Below are 17,157 nucleotides of genomic sequence, written 5' to 3'. Positions count from 1 at the left end.
TCTCCAAAAAGCATCCCCCTCGACCCATGACGCCGGTCTCCGCGCATGGGTCTTTTTTTGGGCAACGCTACTCAGGTCGCGACGTGCTTCAGGACCCTGGTGACCTGCCACGCGCCGTTCACGCGACGGACCTCGAGGGTCTTGTAGCGGGCGAACATGCGGTGGTGGTAGGCGCTGTATTCGATCTGGCCTGCGTCCGGCGCGGACGGACGGAACGCGTTCACGTCCAGCATCATTGCCGCCTGCCCGGTGGACTTCTGGAAGCTGCCCATATCGCTGTCGGCAATGCGCACGCACTGCGAGGCGGGCACCACCGTGCGGCCCGGCGTCTTCAGCGCATTGATCATCGACGCGGGCGCGTCCTTGCCGTCGACGGCCAGGCACAGCACCGGCACGTTGGCATCGGCGATCTGCGAAGCGAACACCGCCTGGGCGATCGGCGCGAGCGTCGGCGCGACCGAGCCGTCGAACGGGCCGGTCGCCAGTTCCGGAGGCGCGGGCGCCGGAGCCGGCTTGTCGCTGATCGTGCGCACCATCGTCATCGCCAGCACGATCACGATGCCGGCGATCAGGCCCATCTTGATGCGGAACATCCGCTTTTGCTGCGGAGTCTTGGTGCGAGTCTGCTCCTCGGTGCGGAACACCGGCAGCGTGTAGGCGCTTTCGCCGCGCGTGGTGTCGATCAGACCGTTGTCGCGCAGCAACTCGCGTGCCTTGAGCTGGTCTTCGGACTTGATCACCCATACCGCGGGGCGCGGCGAGCTGTCGTCGCTGTAGCGGAAGTTGCCACGCAGCGCGCCTTTGTAAGTGCGGCCGTCGGTGATGCGGACCTCGATGCCGGCGTCCGTGAGCATCTGGGCGACGGCTTCGACGTTCTCGAGGCGGGGACTGCTGAAAATCTGGCGCATGGTGTGGACATTTCTCATGAGCACGCGACCGGCCGGCCGTGTGCTGTCGGGTCATTTTAATGCCGCAGGTGCGGCCAGGCCCGGGGAAGCCGTGTTCAGGCCTTGGCCGGTACGAGTTTGGCGGCTTCGGCGTTGCCGACGACGCGGATCAGGCCTTCCTGCGCCGTGCTGGCGACCAGGCGGCCCTGGCGGTCGAAGATCTGGCCGCGGGCCAGTCCGCGCGCATCCTGCGCGCTCGGGCTGTCGATCGAGTACAGCAGCCAGTCGTCGGCGCGGAACGGACGGTGGAACCACAGCGCGTGGTCGAGCGAGGCCATCTGCACATTCGGCTGGTAATAGCTGATGCCGTGCGGGAACGTCGCCGTGCCGAGCAGGTGGAAGTCCGACGCGTAGGCGAGCAGGGCGCGGTGCAGTTCCGGCGCGTCGCCGACGCGCTCGCTCAGGCGGAACCAGACCTGCTGGTAGGGCGGGCGCTTGGGCGGGTTGAGCTCGTCGCGCGGGTAGACATGGCGGAACTCGAACGGTCCCTTGCGCGACAGCCAGCGCTGGATCTTGATCGGCAGCGTCGCCATCACATGCTCGGGCACGGCCGGCGCCGGGTCGATGTCTTCGGGCTTGGGGACCTCCGGCATCGACAACTGGTGCTCGCCGCCGCCTTCTTCCTGCTGGAAGGAGGCGGCCATGAAGAAGATCACCTGGCCGTGCTGGATCGCGCTGATGCGGCGCACGGAGAAGCTGCCGCCATCGCGGGTGCGGTCGATCTGGTAGACGATCGGGGCGGCGATGTCGCCGGCACGCAGGAAGTAGGCATGCAGCGAATGCGCACTGCGCGGCGCGTCCATCGTCGCCTGCGCTGCCGACAGCGCCTGGCCGAGCACCTGCCCGCCGAACACGTACTTGGTGCCGATGTCGCGGCTCTGGCCGCGGAACAGGTTGTCCTCGAGGCGTTCGAGCGAGAGCAGCTCGACCAGTTCCGAAACGACGGGCTCGGCGGCGTGGGAAGTCATGCGGGGGAGCCCTGTAGGCGCGGCGTGCAAGTATAACCGCCGGCCTGTCGCGACCCCGGCGCGATGCGGCTCAACGGATGGAGCTCAAGGGATGGAGCTCAAGGGATACGCTTCAGTGCGATCGCGTCCAGCACCTGCTGCCACGGAAAGCGTGGGCCCGGGTCGAGTTTGCGCCGGACCATCACGTCCGGATCGTCGGTCGCGGGCACTTCGGTCGTGTCCAGGTCTTCGTGGCCGGCGATGTGGCGCAGCGACGGCACCTCCTCGGACAGCCAGCGCAGCAGGGCGATCAGCGCATCGACCTGCGCCGGCGTGTAGGGCTGATCCATCGCCTGGTGATGGGCGGCAAGCCAGTCCGGATAGCGGCCGCGGTTGACCAGTTCGATGCCGATCGCGCGCGGGTTGTGGCCGCGCACGTGGTGGGCGATGCGCTCGAGCCGCACGTACTGGTGGATGCTGCCGTCGCGGTCGATGTAGAAGTGGCCGCAGTTGCCGGTCTGCGAGCCCTCGTAGAGGACTTCCTCGCCGAAGCGGCGTGCCATCGCCAGGTCCGGCAGCTCGGTGCAGTGGATCACGGCCAGGTCGATCTGCGCCTTGTCCCGCGCGTCGAGGCGGGCTTCGTAGGGCAGGGGTTCAAAGGCGATCGGCGGGGCCGGCAGGTCGGGCGACATGGGGCCGGATGCTACCATTCGCCCCCACGCCCGCGAATCGACCGCGCGAATGCCCGCCGGCCCGTTCGGCCGGCGCCGATCGCGGAATCGCCCATCGCTTCGTGCATCAGCGGACCGCCGCGTATGGAGCCCGTCATGACCCTGCCTCCCGCCGACTCCGAACTCGGCAAGCTGATGGCCAACCTGCCGCGCCCCGGCCGCCTCGAATGGATCGGCCTGCGGCCGCGCCGTGACGTGCCGATGGACGAGGTCGAGCACGCGTTGGCGCAGGCCGGCGCCGGACTGGTCGGCGACCGCTACACGGGCGGCAGCGGCAAGCGCGGCATCACGCTGATCCAGGCCGAGCACCTGCCGGCGATCGCCGCCCTATCGGGCCACGACGCGGTCGCGCCAGCCACGCTGCGCCGGAACCTCGTCGTCTCCGGCTTGCCGTTGATCGCGCTGAAGGGCCGGCGCTTCCGCATCGGCGAGGTGCTGCTGGAAGGCACCGACGAGTGCGATCCATGCTCGCGCATGGAGGCCGCGCTGGGGCCGGGCGGATTCAACGCGATGCGCGGCCATGGCGGTCTGTGCGCGCGCATCCTCGAAGGCGGCACGATCCGCCGCGGCGACCCGGTCGTCGCGATCGCGGATTGATCTTTGGACACATCAAGCAGGACACGATGAGCAGCAGCATCAAGGGACATTGCATCCTCTCGCACGGTTTCGAGAGCGGCCCGGACGCCACCAAGGTGACGGCGCTGGCCGACGTTGCGCAGCAGTTCGGCTGGAGCCACGAGCGTCCGGACTACACCGACCTCGACGCCCGGCGTGAGGTGAGCGAGCTGGGCGACGTGCCGGCGCGCCTGCAACGCCTGCTCGCACTCGCCCGGTCGGCCGCAGCGCGCGGCCCGGTCGTGCTGGCCGGTTCCAGCCTCGGTGCCTATATCTCCGGCCTGGTGTCGCTGCAGGTGCCGACGAAGGCGTTGTTCCTGATGGCGCCACCGGTACGCATGGGTGCCGCACCCGTGCTGGACGCCGCCCCCGTGCCGACCTCGATCATCCACGGCTGGAGCGACGAGCTGATTCCCGCGGCTGAAGTGGTTGGCTGGGCGCAGCCGCGCAACGCCAGGCTGCTGCTGGTCGACGACGGTCACCGGCTTTCAGAACACGTCGGCGCCAGCGCCGAAGCGTTCGCCGCACTGCTCTCGGCGCTCTGACATGAAGTTCTACGCCAGTTGCGGAAAGGGCCTGGAATACCTGCTCGCCGACGAGCTCGCAGCGCTCGGTTGCACGCGTGCGACCGCGGCGATGGCCGGTGCCAACGCCGAAGGCTCGCTCGCCGACGCGCAGCGCGCCGTGATGTGGTCGCGACTGGCCAGCCGCGTGCTGTGGCCGATCGCCGAGTTCGATTGCGCCGACGAACATGCGCTCTACGCCGGTGCCGCGGCGGTCGCGTGGCCCGAGCACCTGGCGCCGAACGACACGATCGCGGTCGACGCGCACGTGTCGGGTGAGGCGCTCACGCACGCGCGCTATGCCGCGCAGCGCGTCAAGGATGCGGTGGTCGACGTGATGCGTGCGAAGACCGGAGCGCGTCCTGACGTCGACGTCGAAGCGCCGGACCTGCGCCTGAACCTGGTCGTGCGCAAGGGTCGCGCGATCCTGTCGGTGGACCTCGGCGGCGGCCCGTTGCATCGTCGCGGCTGGCGGCAGAAGCAGGGCGAAGCGCCGTTGAAGGAGAACCTGGCCGCGGCCGTGCTGATGCGCGGGCAATGGCCGAAGGTGTACGCCGAAGGCGGCGCGCTGCTCGACCCGATGTGCGGCAGCGGCACGCTGCTGATCGAAGGTGCGCTGATGGCGGCAGATGTCGCCCCGGGACTGATGCGTCACGGCTCCGCGTCACCGACGCGCTGGCGCGGCTTCGACGGGGCCGCCTGGCAGACGCTGGTCGACGACGCGCGCAAGCGCGAAGCCGCCGGCATGAACGAGCTTCGTTCGGTGTTCTTCGGCCGCGACCTCGACCCGCATGCGATCCGCGCGGCGCGCGACAACGCCGCAACGGCGGGACTCGCCGGGCTGATCGACTGGCAGGTGGGCGATGTGCGTTCGCTCGATGCCGCCGCCGTGTCGGTGGCCGGCGTCGCGTCCGAACGGGGCCTGGCCGTATGCAATCCCCCCTACGATGCGCGCCTCGCCGCCGATCCCGCGCTGTACCGCGCGCTCGGTGATGGGCTCAAGCGTGCGACGCCACAGTGGCGCGCCAGCTTGCTGTGCGGCGACGCGGAGCTTGCGTTCGCCACCGGATTGCGCGCGGGCAAGAAGTACCAGCTGTTCAATGGGGCCATCGAGTGCACGCTGATCGTAAGCGATCCGGTCGCGCCGCCGCAGCGTGATCGCGACGATGCGCCTGCGCTGAGCGAAGGCGCGCAGATGGTCGCCAACCGCCTGCGCAAGAACCTGCGCAAGCTCAAGAGTTGGCGCGAGCGCGAGGGTGTGGACTGCTTCCGCGCCTACGATGCCGACCTGCCCGAATACGCCGCCGCGATCGACGTGTACGTGACCGATGAAGCGTCGCCGAGAACTTTCCTGCACGTGCAGGAATACGCGGCACCGGCGGAGATTCCGGAAGCGGTGCAGCGCAGGCGCCTCAACGAACTGCTGTCGGCGGCGCGCGAGATATTCGCGGTGCCGCGCGAGAACGTCGCCCTGAAGACGCGCGCGCGCGGCAAGGGCGGCAGCAAGTACGGCGTGCTTGGCTCGCGCGGCGAACTGCTGACCGTGCGTGAAGGCGATGCGCGCCTGCGCGTGAACCTGTTTGACTACCTGGATACCGGCCTGTTCCTCGATCATCGGCCGATCCGTCTGCGTATCGCCGATGAGGCGCAGGACACCCGCTTCCTCAATCTGTTCGGCTATACCGGTGCGGCGACGGTGCATGCGGCGGTTGGCGGCGCACGCATGACCACGACGGTCGACCTGTCGGCGACCTACCTGGAGTGGTGCGCGGACAACCTGCGCGAGAACAACGTCGGGGGCACTCGCCACCGGCTGGTGCAGGCCGACGCGTTGACCTGGCTGGAGGCCGACACGCAGAGCTACGACCTGATCTTCTGCGACCCGCCGACCTTCTCCAATTCCAAGCGCGCCGACGATTTCGATGTGCAGGCCGAGCACGTGCGCCTGCTGCGCGCCGCGGTCGCTCGCCTCGCCGACGATGGCGTGCTGTACTTCTCCAACAACTTCCGGCGCTTCAAAATGGACGAAGCCGCGATCTCGCAGTTCGCGCGCTGCGAAGAGATCTCGCCGCAGACGATCCCGGCGGATTTCGCGCGCGATGCGCGCATCCACCGTTGCTGGAGGTTGCAGCGGCTGCATCATTGACGATGGGCGACTGGGCGCCACGGAGACGAGCACCGGATGAAGCACCGAATCCGCCGACATGGCCTGTGGACGTTCTTCCGTCAGTGGCTGAAGAACCCGTTGCGTACCGCCGCCCTGGCGCCGTCGGGGCAGGAGCTGGCGGAGGCGGTGGTGGCGGAGTTGCCGCCGGGCGCGAAGCGCGTGATCGAACTCGGCGGCGGTACCGGCGCGTTGACGCGGGCGCTGCTCTCGCACGGCATCAACGGTCGCGGCCTGCTCGTGGTCGAACTCAACGAAGCGCTGTACGAGCACCTGCACAAGCGCTTCCCGCTGGTCCACATCGAACTGGGTGATGCCCGCGAGTTACGCGAGGTCGTGAACCGCGACGGTTACCTCGCCCGCGGTCCGGCCGAAGCGGTGGTATCCGGACTGGGGCTGCTGGCAATGCCGCGGGAGCACCAGCGGGACATCCTCGAGGCCGCCTTCGCCTGCATGGGCGGGGCCGGCCGATTCATCCAGTTCACCTACGGTCCGCAGCCGCCGGTCGCCGCCGAGGTGGTCGAGGAGCTCGGTCTGCGGGTCCGGCGCGGCGCGTTCGTGCTGCGCAACGTGCCGCCGGCGACGGTCTACGTCTACGACAAATGAGACGATGAAGGGTCTTCCGGATGGATCGTTCCACGTATGGGGCTGGCGCGGGGCGGCTCGCGCCCCGAAATTGCCTGCCAGGCAATAACCCGGAGTGGCGAACATGAGCAGCACCCCCCAGGACTTCACCCGCGTCGGCCGCGTCATTCGCGGCATGCCCGCCTCGGACGGCGCCGGCGTGCGCCTCACGCGCGTCATCGGCACGCCGCAGCTGGACATGCTCGACCCGTTTCTGATGCTGGACGAGTTCGGCACCGATAAGCCCGAGGACTATCTCGCCGGTTTTCCCGATCACCCGCATCGCGGCTTCGAGACGGTGACCTACATGCTCGACGGACGCATGCGCCACCGCGACAACCACGGCAACGAAGGCGTCCTCGTGCCGGGCAGCGTGCAGTGGATGACCGCGGGCCGTGGCCTGGTGCATTCGGAAATGCCGGAGCAGCAGGAGGGCCGGATGCGCGGCTTCCAGCTGTGGGTGAACCTGCCGGCGAGCGAGAAGATGACGCAGCCGCGCTACCAGGAGTTCGCGCCGGATCGCATCCCGCAGGTGCAGCCGGGCGAGGGCATCAACGTGAAGGTCATTGCCGGCCGTATCGGCGACGTGACCGGTCCGATCGTGCAGCCTGCCACCGAGCCGGTGTACCTCGACATCGAACTCGCCCCCGGCGCCAGCTGGCAGTACGCGTTGCCGGAAGGCCACAACGCATTCGCCTACCTGTTCGAAGGCGACGGCAGCGTGGGCGATGGAGCGGATGCGCGCGCCGTGGCTTCGCAGGAGCTGGCGGTGCTGATCGGTGGCCCGGTCTTCAGGCTTCAGGCTGGAGGTGCCGGAGCGCGAGCGATCCTGGTTGCCGGTGCGCCGCTGCGCGAGCCGGTCGCGCGCTACGGTCCGTTCGTGATGAACACCAAGCAGGAAATCATGCAGGCGTTCGTCGATTATCAGGAAGGCAAGTTCTGAGGACGCCCGGCGCGTCCGAAGTCACGAAAGGCCACGCCATCGGCGTGGCCTTTCTCGTTGGGGCGAGGTGGTGTCGGCCGCCAGGCCCGGTTTCGTACGTCTTTCGTATACGTCCCTGAGGACACCGTTCGAGGCGACGAAGCATGGTTATGAAGATCGGAGTTTTCAGCCTTCTGCTGGCCGTCGGGGCCGGGCCGGTTTCTGCACAGGAAAAGCCGGGTCTCGGCGATGACGACCGGTTCGAAGGCAAGCCGTACCCCGGTTGCCTGGAGGCCAGCGAATACGGGCATGCGGCCTTCATGTCCCGCTACCAGGACGTTCCCCTGAGCAGCCTCGTGGAAGAGAACCACCGGCGCCACGAGCCCGACATCGCCGAAGCCATGGACCGGATCGCGATGCGCGCCTACAAGGTCCGCGCGGTGCCCGCATCGGAGGCCCCCCGGATCGCGGCCGTTTTCCGTGACACGCTGTACCTGTCGTGCGTCGAGAGGCTCAAGCAGTCGCGCAAGTGACGACTCACGAGCCGAAAAAAAGCCCGCGCATGGCGGGCTTTTTCTTTTGCGCTGCGAAGACTGCACGCCGTGTCAGTCTTCACCGAGCCAGCGGTACACCACGCCGCCCAGCAGGCCGCCCGCGATCGGTGCAAGCCAGAACAGCCACAGTTGCGAGATCGCCGTCGCACCGGCGAACACCCCGACGCCGGTCGAACGCGCCGGGTTTACCGAGGTGTTGGTGACCGGGATGCTGACCAGGTGGATCAGCGTCAGTGCCAGGCCGATGGCGAGCGGAGCGAAGCCTGCCGGCGCGCGCGGGTGCGTCGCGCCAAGGATGACGACCAGGAACATCGCCGTCATCACCACCTCGCACAGGAAGCCCGCTGCCACCGAATAGCCACCGGGCGAGTGCGAACCGTAGCCATTGCTGGCGAATGCGCCGGCGGCGTTCGGGTCGATGCTGAAGGTGCCGGTGCCGCTGGCGATGTGCAGCAGGATGAAGCCGGCGAGCAGTCCGCCAAGCACTTGGGCGACGATGTAGGGCAGCAGGTCGCGGGCCGGGAAGCGGCCGCCGGCCCACAACCCGAAACTCACCGCCGGATTGAAATGGCCGCCGGAAATATGGCCCAGCGCATAGGCGCCGGTCAGCACGGTCAGGCCGAAGGCCAGTGACACGCCAAGCAGGCCGATGCCGAGCGGATTGCCTTCGCCGCCGAAATTGGCGGCCAGCACGGCGCTGCCGCAACCGCCCAGTACCAGCCAGAACGTGCCGATGAACTCGGCCCCCAGTCGTCTGATCATGCAGCCTCTCCTTCCGATGAAGTGGATTGATCGACGCCCTGGGCGCACTGCCTTCCAACACGCCCGGGCGGTGCTGTCGCAGTCATGCAGGCCCCGCGAGCGGGGCCCTTTTTCATACTAGAACAGCTTCATCCTAGACCAGCTTCATCCTGGACCGGCTTCCGGGTGCGGCAAGGTGTTACTTGCTGCTCAGTCGCGTGGCCGGGAAATGCATGGTTTCGGTCTGGCCGATCACCTTGGCCAGTTCTTCTTTGGTCGCCGCCTGCATCCAGATGTGAGCGACGCGCCCGTCGGCCAGCGGCAGCAGGGTCTCGCGCACCTGCACGTCCGGCTTGCCGGCCAGCTCGCCCTTGTACCAGTTCACTTCCTGGCCATCGATATGGCCGGTCTCGACGCGATTGCCCTTCTTGGGCGAGAACGGCGTCTTCTTGGCGATGTAGAGGCCGAATGCCTCGCTACCGTCACTGCGCAGCGCGCGGCAGAAGTCCGTGTCGCCGTTGCCGCGATATTCCCAGGTCAGGCCGGTTTCGGCTGCAAGCTCCGGGCATCCTGATGCCTCCTGGGCCCATGCGGAGCCGGTGGCCAAAAGCCCCAGCCCCAATCCCGCTGCCATGACCCCTCGCAGCGCGGACAACCCCGTCACGGGCATACCCCATGCCGTCTTCTTCACGTGACACCCCCTGAGGCAACGTCAAAAAGCGCTCTGTATTTCCCCTGCGGCACGCGCAAAACGTGACCGCGATACGACCATAGAGCAGATCGCGGACCTTGACAAATTGCGATTATTAATAGGAGGGAAGGTCAGCGATCGGGCAGCGGAATGAACTCGTCGTCCCCGGTGACCTTGCCGAAGCGCCCTTCGACCCAATCCTGCTTGGCCTGCTCGATGCGCTCCTTGGAACTGGCCACGAAGTTCCACCACAGGTGGCGGGGCCCATCCAGCGGTTCGCCTCCCAGCAGCATCGCCTTGACCGGGGTCTTCGCCCGCAGGACCGGACGCGTGCCGGGGTCGAGGACGACCAGGTGCTTGTCGGGAATGTCCGCACCGTCCAACTGGGCATCGCCTTCCAGCACGTAGATGGCGCGCTCGGCATGGCCGTCGTCCAGCGCCAGTTCGGCGCCGGGTTCCAGGTCGATCGCCACGTACAGCGTGTCGGCGAAGACCCGCACCGGCGACTCCTCGCCGTAGCCGCGCCCGGCGACCACCCGCAGCCAGGCGCCTTCGCGGCGCTGGTGCGGCAGCGCCGCCGCGCCGTGGTGATGGAACTCGGGGGCGACCTCTTCCTGCGAACGGGGCAGCGCCACCCACGTCTGCATGCCATGCAGCGCATGTTCGCCGCCGCGCAGCGACTGCGGCGACCGCTCGGAGTGGGCGATGCCGCGGCCCGCGGTCATCCAGTTGACGTCGCCGGGATTGATGTCCTGCACGCTGCCCAGCGTGTCGCGATGGGTGATGGTGCCGGCCCACAGGAACGTCACAGTCGCCAGTCCGATGTGCGGGTGCGGGCGCACGTCGATGCCGCGGCCGGGTTCGAACACAGCCGGGCCCATGTGGTCGACGAACACGAATGGACCCACCGAACGGGCCTGGATGCTCGGCACCGCGCGCCTGACCTGGAAGCCGCCGCCGAGGTCGTGGATGCGTGGCGTGATGATCGTGGTCATATCCGTTTCCTCGTCGTAATCAGTGGTTACGGTGGCAATGGCGTTACGGCCGGGCCGCTTCGTGCTTTTGCCGCATCAGGGTTGAGCGGGGGCGTCGTCGATGCGGATCGTTACCTTCGGCGACGGTCCACGTTCCACTTCGATCAGGTGGATCCAGCGGGCCCCGAGCGGAGACGATGGCCGGAGCAACGTCAACGTCAGCGCTTTCGCCGTTTCGCCACGCGGAGCGAACTCGAACAGCACCTCGACGTCGCCGGCCCAGACGCACTGCACATCGACCGGACAGCGCGAGTCGCTGAGCAGGCGGACGTATCGGACCGTGCCGTCGCCGGCTGCGGCCTGTTCGCCGCCGCGCAGCGTCAACACCTGCGACGCGGCCCGCTCGTTGGCTTGCGTGCTGGCGCATCCGCCGGACAACGCAAGGCTGACCGCGAGGGCGAAGGCAACCTGGTATCGCTGCATGAGTCTCGTGCGCATGCCGCCAGTCTAACGCCCGCGCCGCGCCGGTCTTTCATCGCGCCGCGAAGCCAGCCGGTCGACGAGGCGGGTGGGCTCCGGCAGCCGATAGCGCGTGACGCATCGCAGGGTCAGTTCCACGGCGGTGCTTATCGAGACGCGATGCCCGGGTGACACGATCAATGGCCGGCAGCGCGGCCGGCTGCGGACTGCCATGCCGATGTCCTCGCCGCGATCGCGCAGCGGCGAAGCATCGCCACGCTGTGGCCCCGGCTCGTCGTACTCACCTGTCAGCACGGTCTTGGCCACGCCGATCGCGGGCAGTCCGCTGGCGACGCCGAAGTGTGCAGCCACGCCGAGCCGACGGGGATGGGCAATGCCCTGTCCGTCGAGGAACACGAGATCCGGCGTCCTCGACATCTTCGACATCGCTTCGATCAGCGCGGGCAACTCGCGGAAGCTGAGCAGGCCGGGGATGTACGGCATGCGCGTTGGCACGCGTGCGATGTGCGATTCCAGCGGCAGCAGCGTGTCTGCATCGAGCAGCACGACGGCAGCACGGGTGATGGCACCACCGTCCTCAAAGCCGGCATCGAGTCCCGCGACGGTGCGTAGCGGCGACGGCAGGCGGTCTTCCAGCACCACCTCGGCGGCGAGGCGGAGCTGCAGGTCACGCGCCGCTGCCGTGTCGCCATTCCACTCCGGAACTGCGTCGGCACGGAAGGCTGTCATGCGCGAGTATCCGTCGCGGCGCGTGAACGCCGTCGCGAGCCCGGTCAGTGCTGCCGGGACTGTTCGAGCACGGCCTTGCCGTCGGCAGCGATCCGGATGGTGATCAGCCGGTCGTACTCCGTCTCCGGCATCTCCGTGACCGTGCAGTCGCACAGCGCCGCGGCGATGCCTGGAACGGTGTTGCTGTGCCCGACCACGAGCACGCTGCCATCGTGATGGCGCTCGCGCAGCGACGCGGCAAACTCTGCGGCCGGCTGCTTCGCGTCGTACGTCGTAACTGGCAAGCCGCGCGCCTGTGCCGTCGGGGCCGCGGTCTGCTGCGTGCGGCGGTAGGCCGTCGCATAGACGGCAGTGAGCGGTGCATTGGCGAGCGTGTCGGCCAGGCGCTGCGCGCGTGCGTGGCCGGCCGCCGTCAGTGCCGGGTCTTTGGGGTCGTCGGTGGATTTCTCGGCATGCCTCACCAGCACGAAGGTGGCGCCGGGCTCGGCAACCGGGGCGTGCGTGGCGCAGGCATTCAGGACTGAGCAGAGCAGCAGGGGAGCCAGAAAGCGCATTGCGTCCGGGATTCTTCGCTGCATGTCATTGTCCAGGAGTGCGGTGCCGCATCATCGCAGTTCGTTGCTTCGACTGTCATGCCCGCCTGGCATCTCTCTGGCTCCGCTGATGTCGAGGGACGAGTCGCTCGGCTCCGTTGTCCATGGGCGCCATGCCCTGGCAAGCAGATCGAGCAGCGAATCGAGCAGGTACCGGAGCCGTCGCGACAGCGGCCGCTCCAGGAAAAGGTGCGCGACGTGGGACGCAATCAGCATCGTTGCGATGGCGGACCAGAACAGCACGTGGGGGTTCACGGCCGGGTACAGCGCATTGAAGGCCATGTACCCGATGTTCTGGTGCAGGAGGTAGAGCGGGTAGGTCAATGCGCCGAGCGCGACCCATCGGGCATTGGTTGCCGACGTGCCACGCGTGGCCACCAGCAGCATGACGGCAAAGAACGAGGTGATGATCGCCAGCACGATGAGCGTACTGATGGGTACATGGAACACCTGCTCGAAGGAGGCGATCCGGCCAGCGGCCTGATACAGCACGTGCAGCCAGGCAGCGACGATCAGCGCAATCCGGTTGGCCGACCATCCGTGCTGATGGATCAGGTAGCACGTGGCGCCGGCGATGAAGTAGCCGGAATACGCTGTGATCAGCAGTGCGCGCAATGTACCGGCATCCAGCCATTCGATCACCGCGGTGGCCAGCAGCCACAGCACCAGCCAGGTTTCCGCGCGTCGAATCTGGCCAAGCACCAGCAGCAGTGCGACAAATGCGTAGAACTGCAGCTCGACGAACAGCGACCAGTAGACGCCATCGATCGACTTCACGTGCAGGAAGCCGCCCAGCATGGTCAGGTTGAGGAGATATTGGGTGGCCGTGGCCTGGAACCGGTCCGCGCCCAACACCAGGGTGGCGAGGAAGGTCAGCGTGCAGCAGATCCAGAACGCGGGGTAAAGGCGAACCGCCCGCGACACCACAAAACCGCGAAGGCTGGCATGCGATGCGGTCATCAGGATCACGAATCCGCTGATCATGAAGAACAGCTGCACTCCGAGGTAGCCGTACTGGGCAACGGGCGCCAACAGCGGATAGGGCATCTCCGTGCGTTCGCCGGCATAACCCCGGAACCCGTAGTGGAAGAAGACGACCATCATGGCCGCGAGGAATCGCAGCAGGTCGATCTGTTGGATGCGGGTGGGTCGCATGGCCTTTCCCTGCGCGCGGCTTCTAGCAAGCCGCGTTCCATGCTTCCAACGGGTGTCACCCGATCGGGCGGTCAACGCCGCACCCGACCGGTTCAGGCAGACGACGGCCGGCAGGCCAGCGGTCGCAGCTGGCCGCTTATTGCCTCCCCAGCGTGATCAGCAGGCCCTTGGCGGCCTGTACCCGTGCGGGCGCGTCGGGCAGTTCCAGCTTCAGGCGCAGCTTGTCCGGGCCCTCCATCTGGTACAGCTTGGGCTGGCCCTGGATCAGCTTGATGATCGCCATCGGGTCGACGTTGGGCTTCTCCACGAACTGCACGCGCCCGCCCTTGTCGCCCAGGTCGAGCTTGCGGACGCCCAGGTCCGTGGCCAGCAGCTTCAGCTCGGCGACCGTGAACAGATGCTTGGCCGCATCGGGCAGGAGGCCGAAACGGTCGATCATCTCGACCTGCAGCTCGCGCAGCTCCTCGGCATTGCGCGCGCTGCTGATGCGCTTGTACAGCGTCAGGCGCGTGTGTACGTCGGGCAGGTAGTCATCCGGGATCAGCGCGGGCACGTGCAGCTCGACCTCGGCGCCACGCGCCTCATGCGCGTCGACGTCGGGCAGCTTGCCCTGCTTGATCGAGCGAACCGCACGCTCCAGCAGTTCGGTGTACAGGCTGAAGCCTACTTCGGCCATCTGCCCGCTCTGGTCTTCGCCCAGCAACTCGCCGGCGCCGCGGATCTCCAGGTCGTGCGTGGCCAGGGTGAAGCCGGCGCCGAGTTCGTCCATCGCCGCGATCGCGTCCAGGCGCTTGCGTGCGTCGGCGGTCATCGCCTTCGGTTCGGGCACGACCAGGTAGGCATACGCGCGGTGGTGCGAACGGCCGACGCGGCCGCGCAGCTGGTGCAGCTGCGCAAGGCCGAACTTGTCGGCGCGGTTCATGATGATGGTGTTGGCATTGGGAATGTCGATGCCCGACTCGATGATGGTCGTGGCCAGCAGCACGTTGAAGCGCTGCTTGTGGAAGTCGAGCATCACCCGTTCCAGTTCGCGTTCCGGCATCTGGCCGTGGGCGACGCCGATGCGGGCTTCCGGCACCAGTTCCTCGAGCTGGCGCTGCATGCGCCCGATGCTTTCCACGTCGTTGTGCAGGAAGTACACCTGGCCGCCGCGCGAGAGTTCGCGCTGGAAGGCCTCGCGCAGCTGCATGTCGTCCCACGGCACGACGAACGTCTGCACAGCGAGTCGATGCGCAGGCGGCGTGGCGATGATCGACAGGTCGCGCAGCCCTGCCATGGCCATGTTGAGCGTACGCGGGATCGGCGTCGCGGTGAGCGTGAGCAGGTGCACGTTCGCGCGCAAGGCCTTCAGCGCCTCCTTCTGGCGCACGCCGAAGCGCTGTTCCTCGTCGACGATGACCGCGCCCAGGTCCTTGAAGCGCACGTCCGGCTGCAACAGCCGGTGCGTGCCGACGATCACGTCGATCTGGCCTTCGGATACCTTCTGCAGTTCGGTCTCGATTTCCTTCTTGGTCTTGAAGCGCGACAGCACCTCGACCTTGATCGGCCAATCGGCGAACCGGTCGCGGAAGTTGCGGTAATGCTGTTCGGCCAGCAGCGTGGTCGGCACCAGCACGGCGACCTGCTTGCCGCTCATCGCGCTGACGAAGGCAGCACGCACCGCGACTTCGGTCTTGCCGAAGCCGACGTCGCCGCAGACCACGCGGTCCATGGGCTGGCTGGAAGCCAGGTCGCGGATCACCGCTTCGATCGCGGAGTGCTGATCGGGCGTTTCCTCGAAGGGGAACGTGGCCGCGAACGGCTCGTACGCCACGCGGTCGACGTCGATCGCCAGACCGGCGCGTGCCTGGCGCTTGGCCTGGATCTCCAGCAGTTCCGCGGCCACGTCGCGGACCTTCTCCGCGGCCTTGCGCTTGGCCTTGGTCCACTGTTCGCCACCCAGCGAATGCAACGGCGCGGTTTCCTGCGAGGCGCCCGAGTAGCGGTTGATCAGGTGCAGCTGCGCGACAGGAACGTACAACCGGTCGCCCTTGGCGTATTCGATCTCCAGGTACTCGCCGGGGAGGCCGCCGGCCTCCAGCGTGATCAGTCCACGGTAGCGGCCGACGCCGTGATCCTCGTGCACGATCGGCGCGCCTTCGGACAGTTCGCCCAGGTCACGGATGATCGCTTCCGGTTCGCGACCGGCGCGACGGCGGCGGCGCGGCTGGCTGGCGCGCTCCGGGAATAACTGGCGCTCGGTGAGCACCGCCAGCGCGGGATCGGTAATGGCGAAGCCGTCGTCGAACGGTGCCACGGCCAGCGCGAAGCGCACATCGGTCGAGGCGAACTCGGGCCAACCGGTTAGCACCTTCGGCTGGAGGTCGGCGGAAGCCAGCATCTCGCCGAGGGCTTCGCGGCGGCCGGGAGAATCGGCAGCAATGAGTACGCGTCCCGGGTAGCTGGCGAGGAACGAGCGCAGCGCTTCGCCGGGAGCGTGGTCCTTCGCCGCGATCGGCAGCGCCGCTGCCGGCTGGTCGCCCAGCGCCGACGCGCGTTCGCGCTGAGCGTGCGCTTCGCCGCAGACCTCGATGCGCTGCGTGTCGTTGAGCCGCTCGCGCAATGCGTCGGGCGCGAGGTAAAGCGCGTCGGGCGGCAGCAACGGGCGTTCGAGGTCGTGGCGGCGCTGCTCGTAGCGTTCGGCGGTGTGCGTCCAGAACTGGTCGGCGGCCTCCATTGCGCCATCGGCGAGCACCGGCAGCGTGCGGTCGGACAGGTAGTCGAACAGCGTCGCGGTGCGATCGAAGAACAGCGGCAGGTAGTACTCGATGCCCGGAGGTGCGAGTCCGGCCTTCAGGTCCTGGTAGAGCGCGCTGCGCCGGGTGTCGAGGTCGAAGCGGTCGCGCAGGGCATCGAGCGCGCGCTTGAGCGAGGCGTCGTCGAGCGGCACTTCGCGGCCCGGCAGCAGGTGCACCGCGTCGATCTTGTCCAGCGAGCGCTGCGACTCCGGGTCGAAGGCGCGGATGGTCTCGATCTCGTCGTCGAGCAGTTCGACGCGGAACGGCTGGTCCGCGCCCATCGGGTAGACGTCGAGCAGGCCGCCGCGCACCGCGAAGTCGCCCGGATCGAGCACCTGCGGGACGTGGCGGTAGCCCGCCGATTCCAACCGGCGCTTCTCGGCGTCCAGGTCCAGCCTCTGGCCGACCTTGACGTCGAAACTGCCGCCGACGACGTGCTTGAGCGGAGCCAGCCGTTGCAGCAGCGTCTGTATCGGCACGACGACGATGCCGCGTTCGAGCGAGGGCAGGCGATGCAATGCCGCCAGTCGCTGGCTGACGATGTCCGGGTGCGGGCTGAAGACGTCGTAGGGCAGGGTTTCCCAGTCGGGGAAGGCCAGCACCGGCAGGTCCGAGGCGACGCCCAGCAGGGTGCGAAGGTCGCTTTCGAGCTGGTTCGCGCCTTGGTTGTCGCGGGTCACCGCCAGCAGCGGCCCATCGTGCGCATTGGCTGCGGCCGCGATATGGAATGCGAGCGCTGAGCTCGAGGATGGCGCGCGCCACCAGGCGCGCTGCTGGCCGGTCCTGGGCAGGGGCGGGGAAGGGAAGGCGGATTTCGGCATCGGCTCGGGCATCTCGCGCAAAACACGGGCAGCGCCGGAAGCCATCGCTCCAGCGCAAAGAGGGCAGCATTTTACGGGAGAGGTTCGCCTGCGGTTGTGCAGGAACGGGGCCGGTTCCGCCCGCCGTCG

The 17,157-nt window shown here is 67.8% G+C and carries 17 protein-coding genes; 6 read left to right on the top strand and 11 right to left on the bottom strand.

Features of this window, described 5'->3' with window-relative positions:
* Positions 1-71 precede the first annotated feature (71 nt).
* From IU514_RS06480 to IU514_RS06470, 3 genes are all read right to left on the bottom strand, one after another.
* Complete coding sequence (locus IU514_RS06480; RefSeq protein ID WP_194930261.1) at positions 72-908, bottom strand: hypothetical protein; 837 nt, start codon at positions 906-908, stop codon at positions 72-74.
* Positions 909-1,003: 95 nt separating this feature from the next.
* Positions 1,004-1,915, bottom strand: a complete 912-nt coding sequence (gene tesB / locus IU514_RS06475; RefSeq protein WP_194930260.1) for an acyl-CoA thioesterase II — start codon at positions 1,913-1,915, stop codon at positions 1,004-1,006.
* A 98-nt stretch (positions 1,916-2,013) separates the two neighbouring features.
* A complete protein-coding gene (locus IU514_RS06470) occupies positions 2,014-2,586 on the bottom strand; it encodes an N-acetylmuramoyl-L-alanine amidase (protein ID WP_194930259.1) in 573 nt (190 codons plus the stop codon).
* A gap of 135 nt (positions 2,587-2,721) precedes the next feature.
* On the opposite strand from IU514_RS06470, the gene IU514_RS06465 reads away from it, so the two are divergent.
* The 6 genes from IU514_RS06465 (at position 2,722) to IU514_RS06440 (ending at position 8,046) form a co-directional block, all read left to right on the top strand.
* On the top strand, positions 2,722-3,222 hold the full coding sequence (locus tag IU514_RS06465) for an MOSC domain-containing protein (RefSeq protein ID WP_194930258.1): 501 nt from the start codon (positions 2,722-2,724) through the stop codon (positions 3,220-3,222).
* A 26-nt stretch (positions 3,223-3,248) separates the two neighbouring features.
* The gene (locus IU514_RS06460; protein ID WP_194930257.1) at positions 3,249-3,785 is read left to right on the top strand and encodes a hypothetical protein; all 537 of its coding nucleotides are present in this window, start codon (positions 3,249-3,251) and stop codon (positions 3,783-3,785) included.
* A gap of 1 nt (position 3,786) precedes the next feature.
* Positions 3,787-5,949 (top strand): bifunctional 23S rRNA (guanine(2069)-N(7))-methyltransferase RlmK/23S rRNA (guanine(2445)-N(2))-methyltransferase RlmL, encoded by a 2,163-nt coding sequence (gene rlmKL / locus IU514_RS06455; protein ID WP_194930256.1) that lies wholly within the window; start codon positions 3,787-3,789, stop codon positions 5,947-5,949.
* A gap of 36 nt (positions 5,950-5,985) precedes the next feature.
* Positions 5,986-6,573 (top strand): class I SAM-dependent methyltransferase, encoded by a 588-nt coding sequence (locus IU514_RS06450; protein ID WP_194930255.1) that lies wholly within the window; start codon positions 5,986-5,988, stop codon positions 6,571-6,573.
* 103 nt (positions 6,574-6,676) lie between these two features.
* Complete coding sequence (locus IU514_RS06445) at positions 6,677-7,534, top strand: pirin family protein (RefSeq protein ID WP_194930254.1); 858 nt, start codon at positions 6,677-6,679, stop codon at positions 7,532-7,534.
* A 149-nt stretch (positions 7,535-7,683) separates the two neighbouring features.
* Positions 7,684-8,046 (top strand): hypothetical protein, encoded by a 363-nt coding sequence (locus tag IU514_RS06440; RefSeq protein WP_194930253.1) that lies wholly within the window; start codon positions 7,684-7,686, stop codon positions 8,044-8,046.
* Positions 8,047-8,118: 72 nt separating this feature from the next.
* On the opposite strand, the gene aqpZ is transcribed toward IU514_RS06440, so the two are convergent.
* From aqpZ to mfd, 8 genes are all read right to left on the bottom strand, one after another.
* On the bottom strand, positions 8,119-8,829 hold the full coding sequence (gene aqpZ, locus IU514_RS06435; RefSeq protein ID WP_194930252.1) for an aquaporin Z: 711 nt from the start codon (positions 8,827-8,829) through the stop codon (positions 8,119-8,121).
* Positions 8,830-9,007: 178 nt separating this feature from the next.
* Entirely contained in the window at positions 9,008-9,499 is a 492-nt protein-coding gene (locus IU514_RS06430; protein WP_194930251.1) for a hypothetical protein, read from the bottom strand.
* Positions 9,500-9,630: 131 nt separating this feature from the next.
* Positions 9,631-10,494 (bottom strand): pirin family protein, encoded by an 864-nt coding sequence (locus IU514_RS06425; RefSeq protein WP_194930250.1) that lies wholly within the window; start codon positions 10,492-10,494, stop codon positions 9,631-9,633.
* A gap of 75 nt (positions 10,495-10,569) precedes the next feature.
* Entirely contained in the window at positions 10,570-10,971 is a 402-nt protein-coding gene (locus IU514_RS06420; protein ID WP_194930249.1) for a hypothetical protein, read from the bottom strand.
* A gap of 9 nt (positions 10,972-10,980) precedes the next feature.
* The gene (gene nfi, locus IU514_RS06415; protein ID WP_194930248.1) at positions 10,981-11,682 is read right to left on the bottom strand and encodes a deoxyribonuclease V; all 702 of its coding nucleotides are present in this window, start codon (positions 11,680-11,682) and stop codon (positions 10,981-10,983) included.
* 44 nt (positions 11,683-11,726) lie between these two features.
* Positions 11,727-12,236: a SixA phosphatase family protein gene (locus tag IU514_RS06410; RefSeq protein WP_194930247.1), complete on the bottom strand. Its 510-nt coding sequence runs from the start codon at positions 12,234-12,236 to the stop codon at positions 11,727-11,729.
* Between the two features lie 51 nt (positions 12,237-12,287).
* The gene (locus IU514_RS06405; RefSeq protein ID WP_194930246.1) at positions 12,288-13,430 is read right to left on the bottom strand and encodes an acyltransferase family protein; all 1,143 of its coding nucleotides are present in this window, start codon (positions 13,428-13,430) and stop codon (positions 12,288-12,290) included.
* A 136-nt stretch (positions 13,431-13,566) separates the two neighbouring features.
* The gene (mfd, locus tag IU514_RS06400) at positions 13,567-17,028 is read right to left on the bottom strand and encodes a transcription-repair coupling factor (RefSeq protein WP_194930245.1); all 3,462 of its coding nucleotides are present in this window, start codon (positions 17,026-17,028) and stop codon (positions 13,567-13,569) included.
* Between the last annotated feature and the right edge of the window lie 129 nt (positions 17,029-17,157).

Origin of the sequence: Lysobacter niastensis, from assembly GCF_015453285.1 — a bacterium.
Lineage (GTDB): Bacteria > Pseudomonadota > Gammaproteobacteria > Xanthomonadales > Xanthomonadaceae > Lysobacter_J > Lysobacter_J niastensis.
The sequence above is the reverse complement of the archived record's forward strand: the minus strand, read 5'-3'. Positions and strand labels throughout refer to the sequence as shown.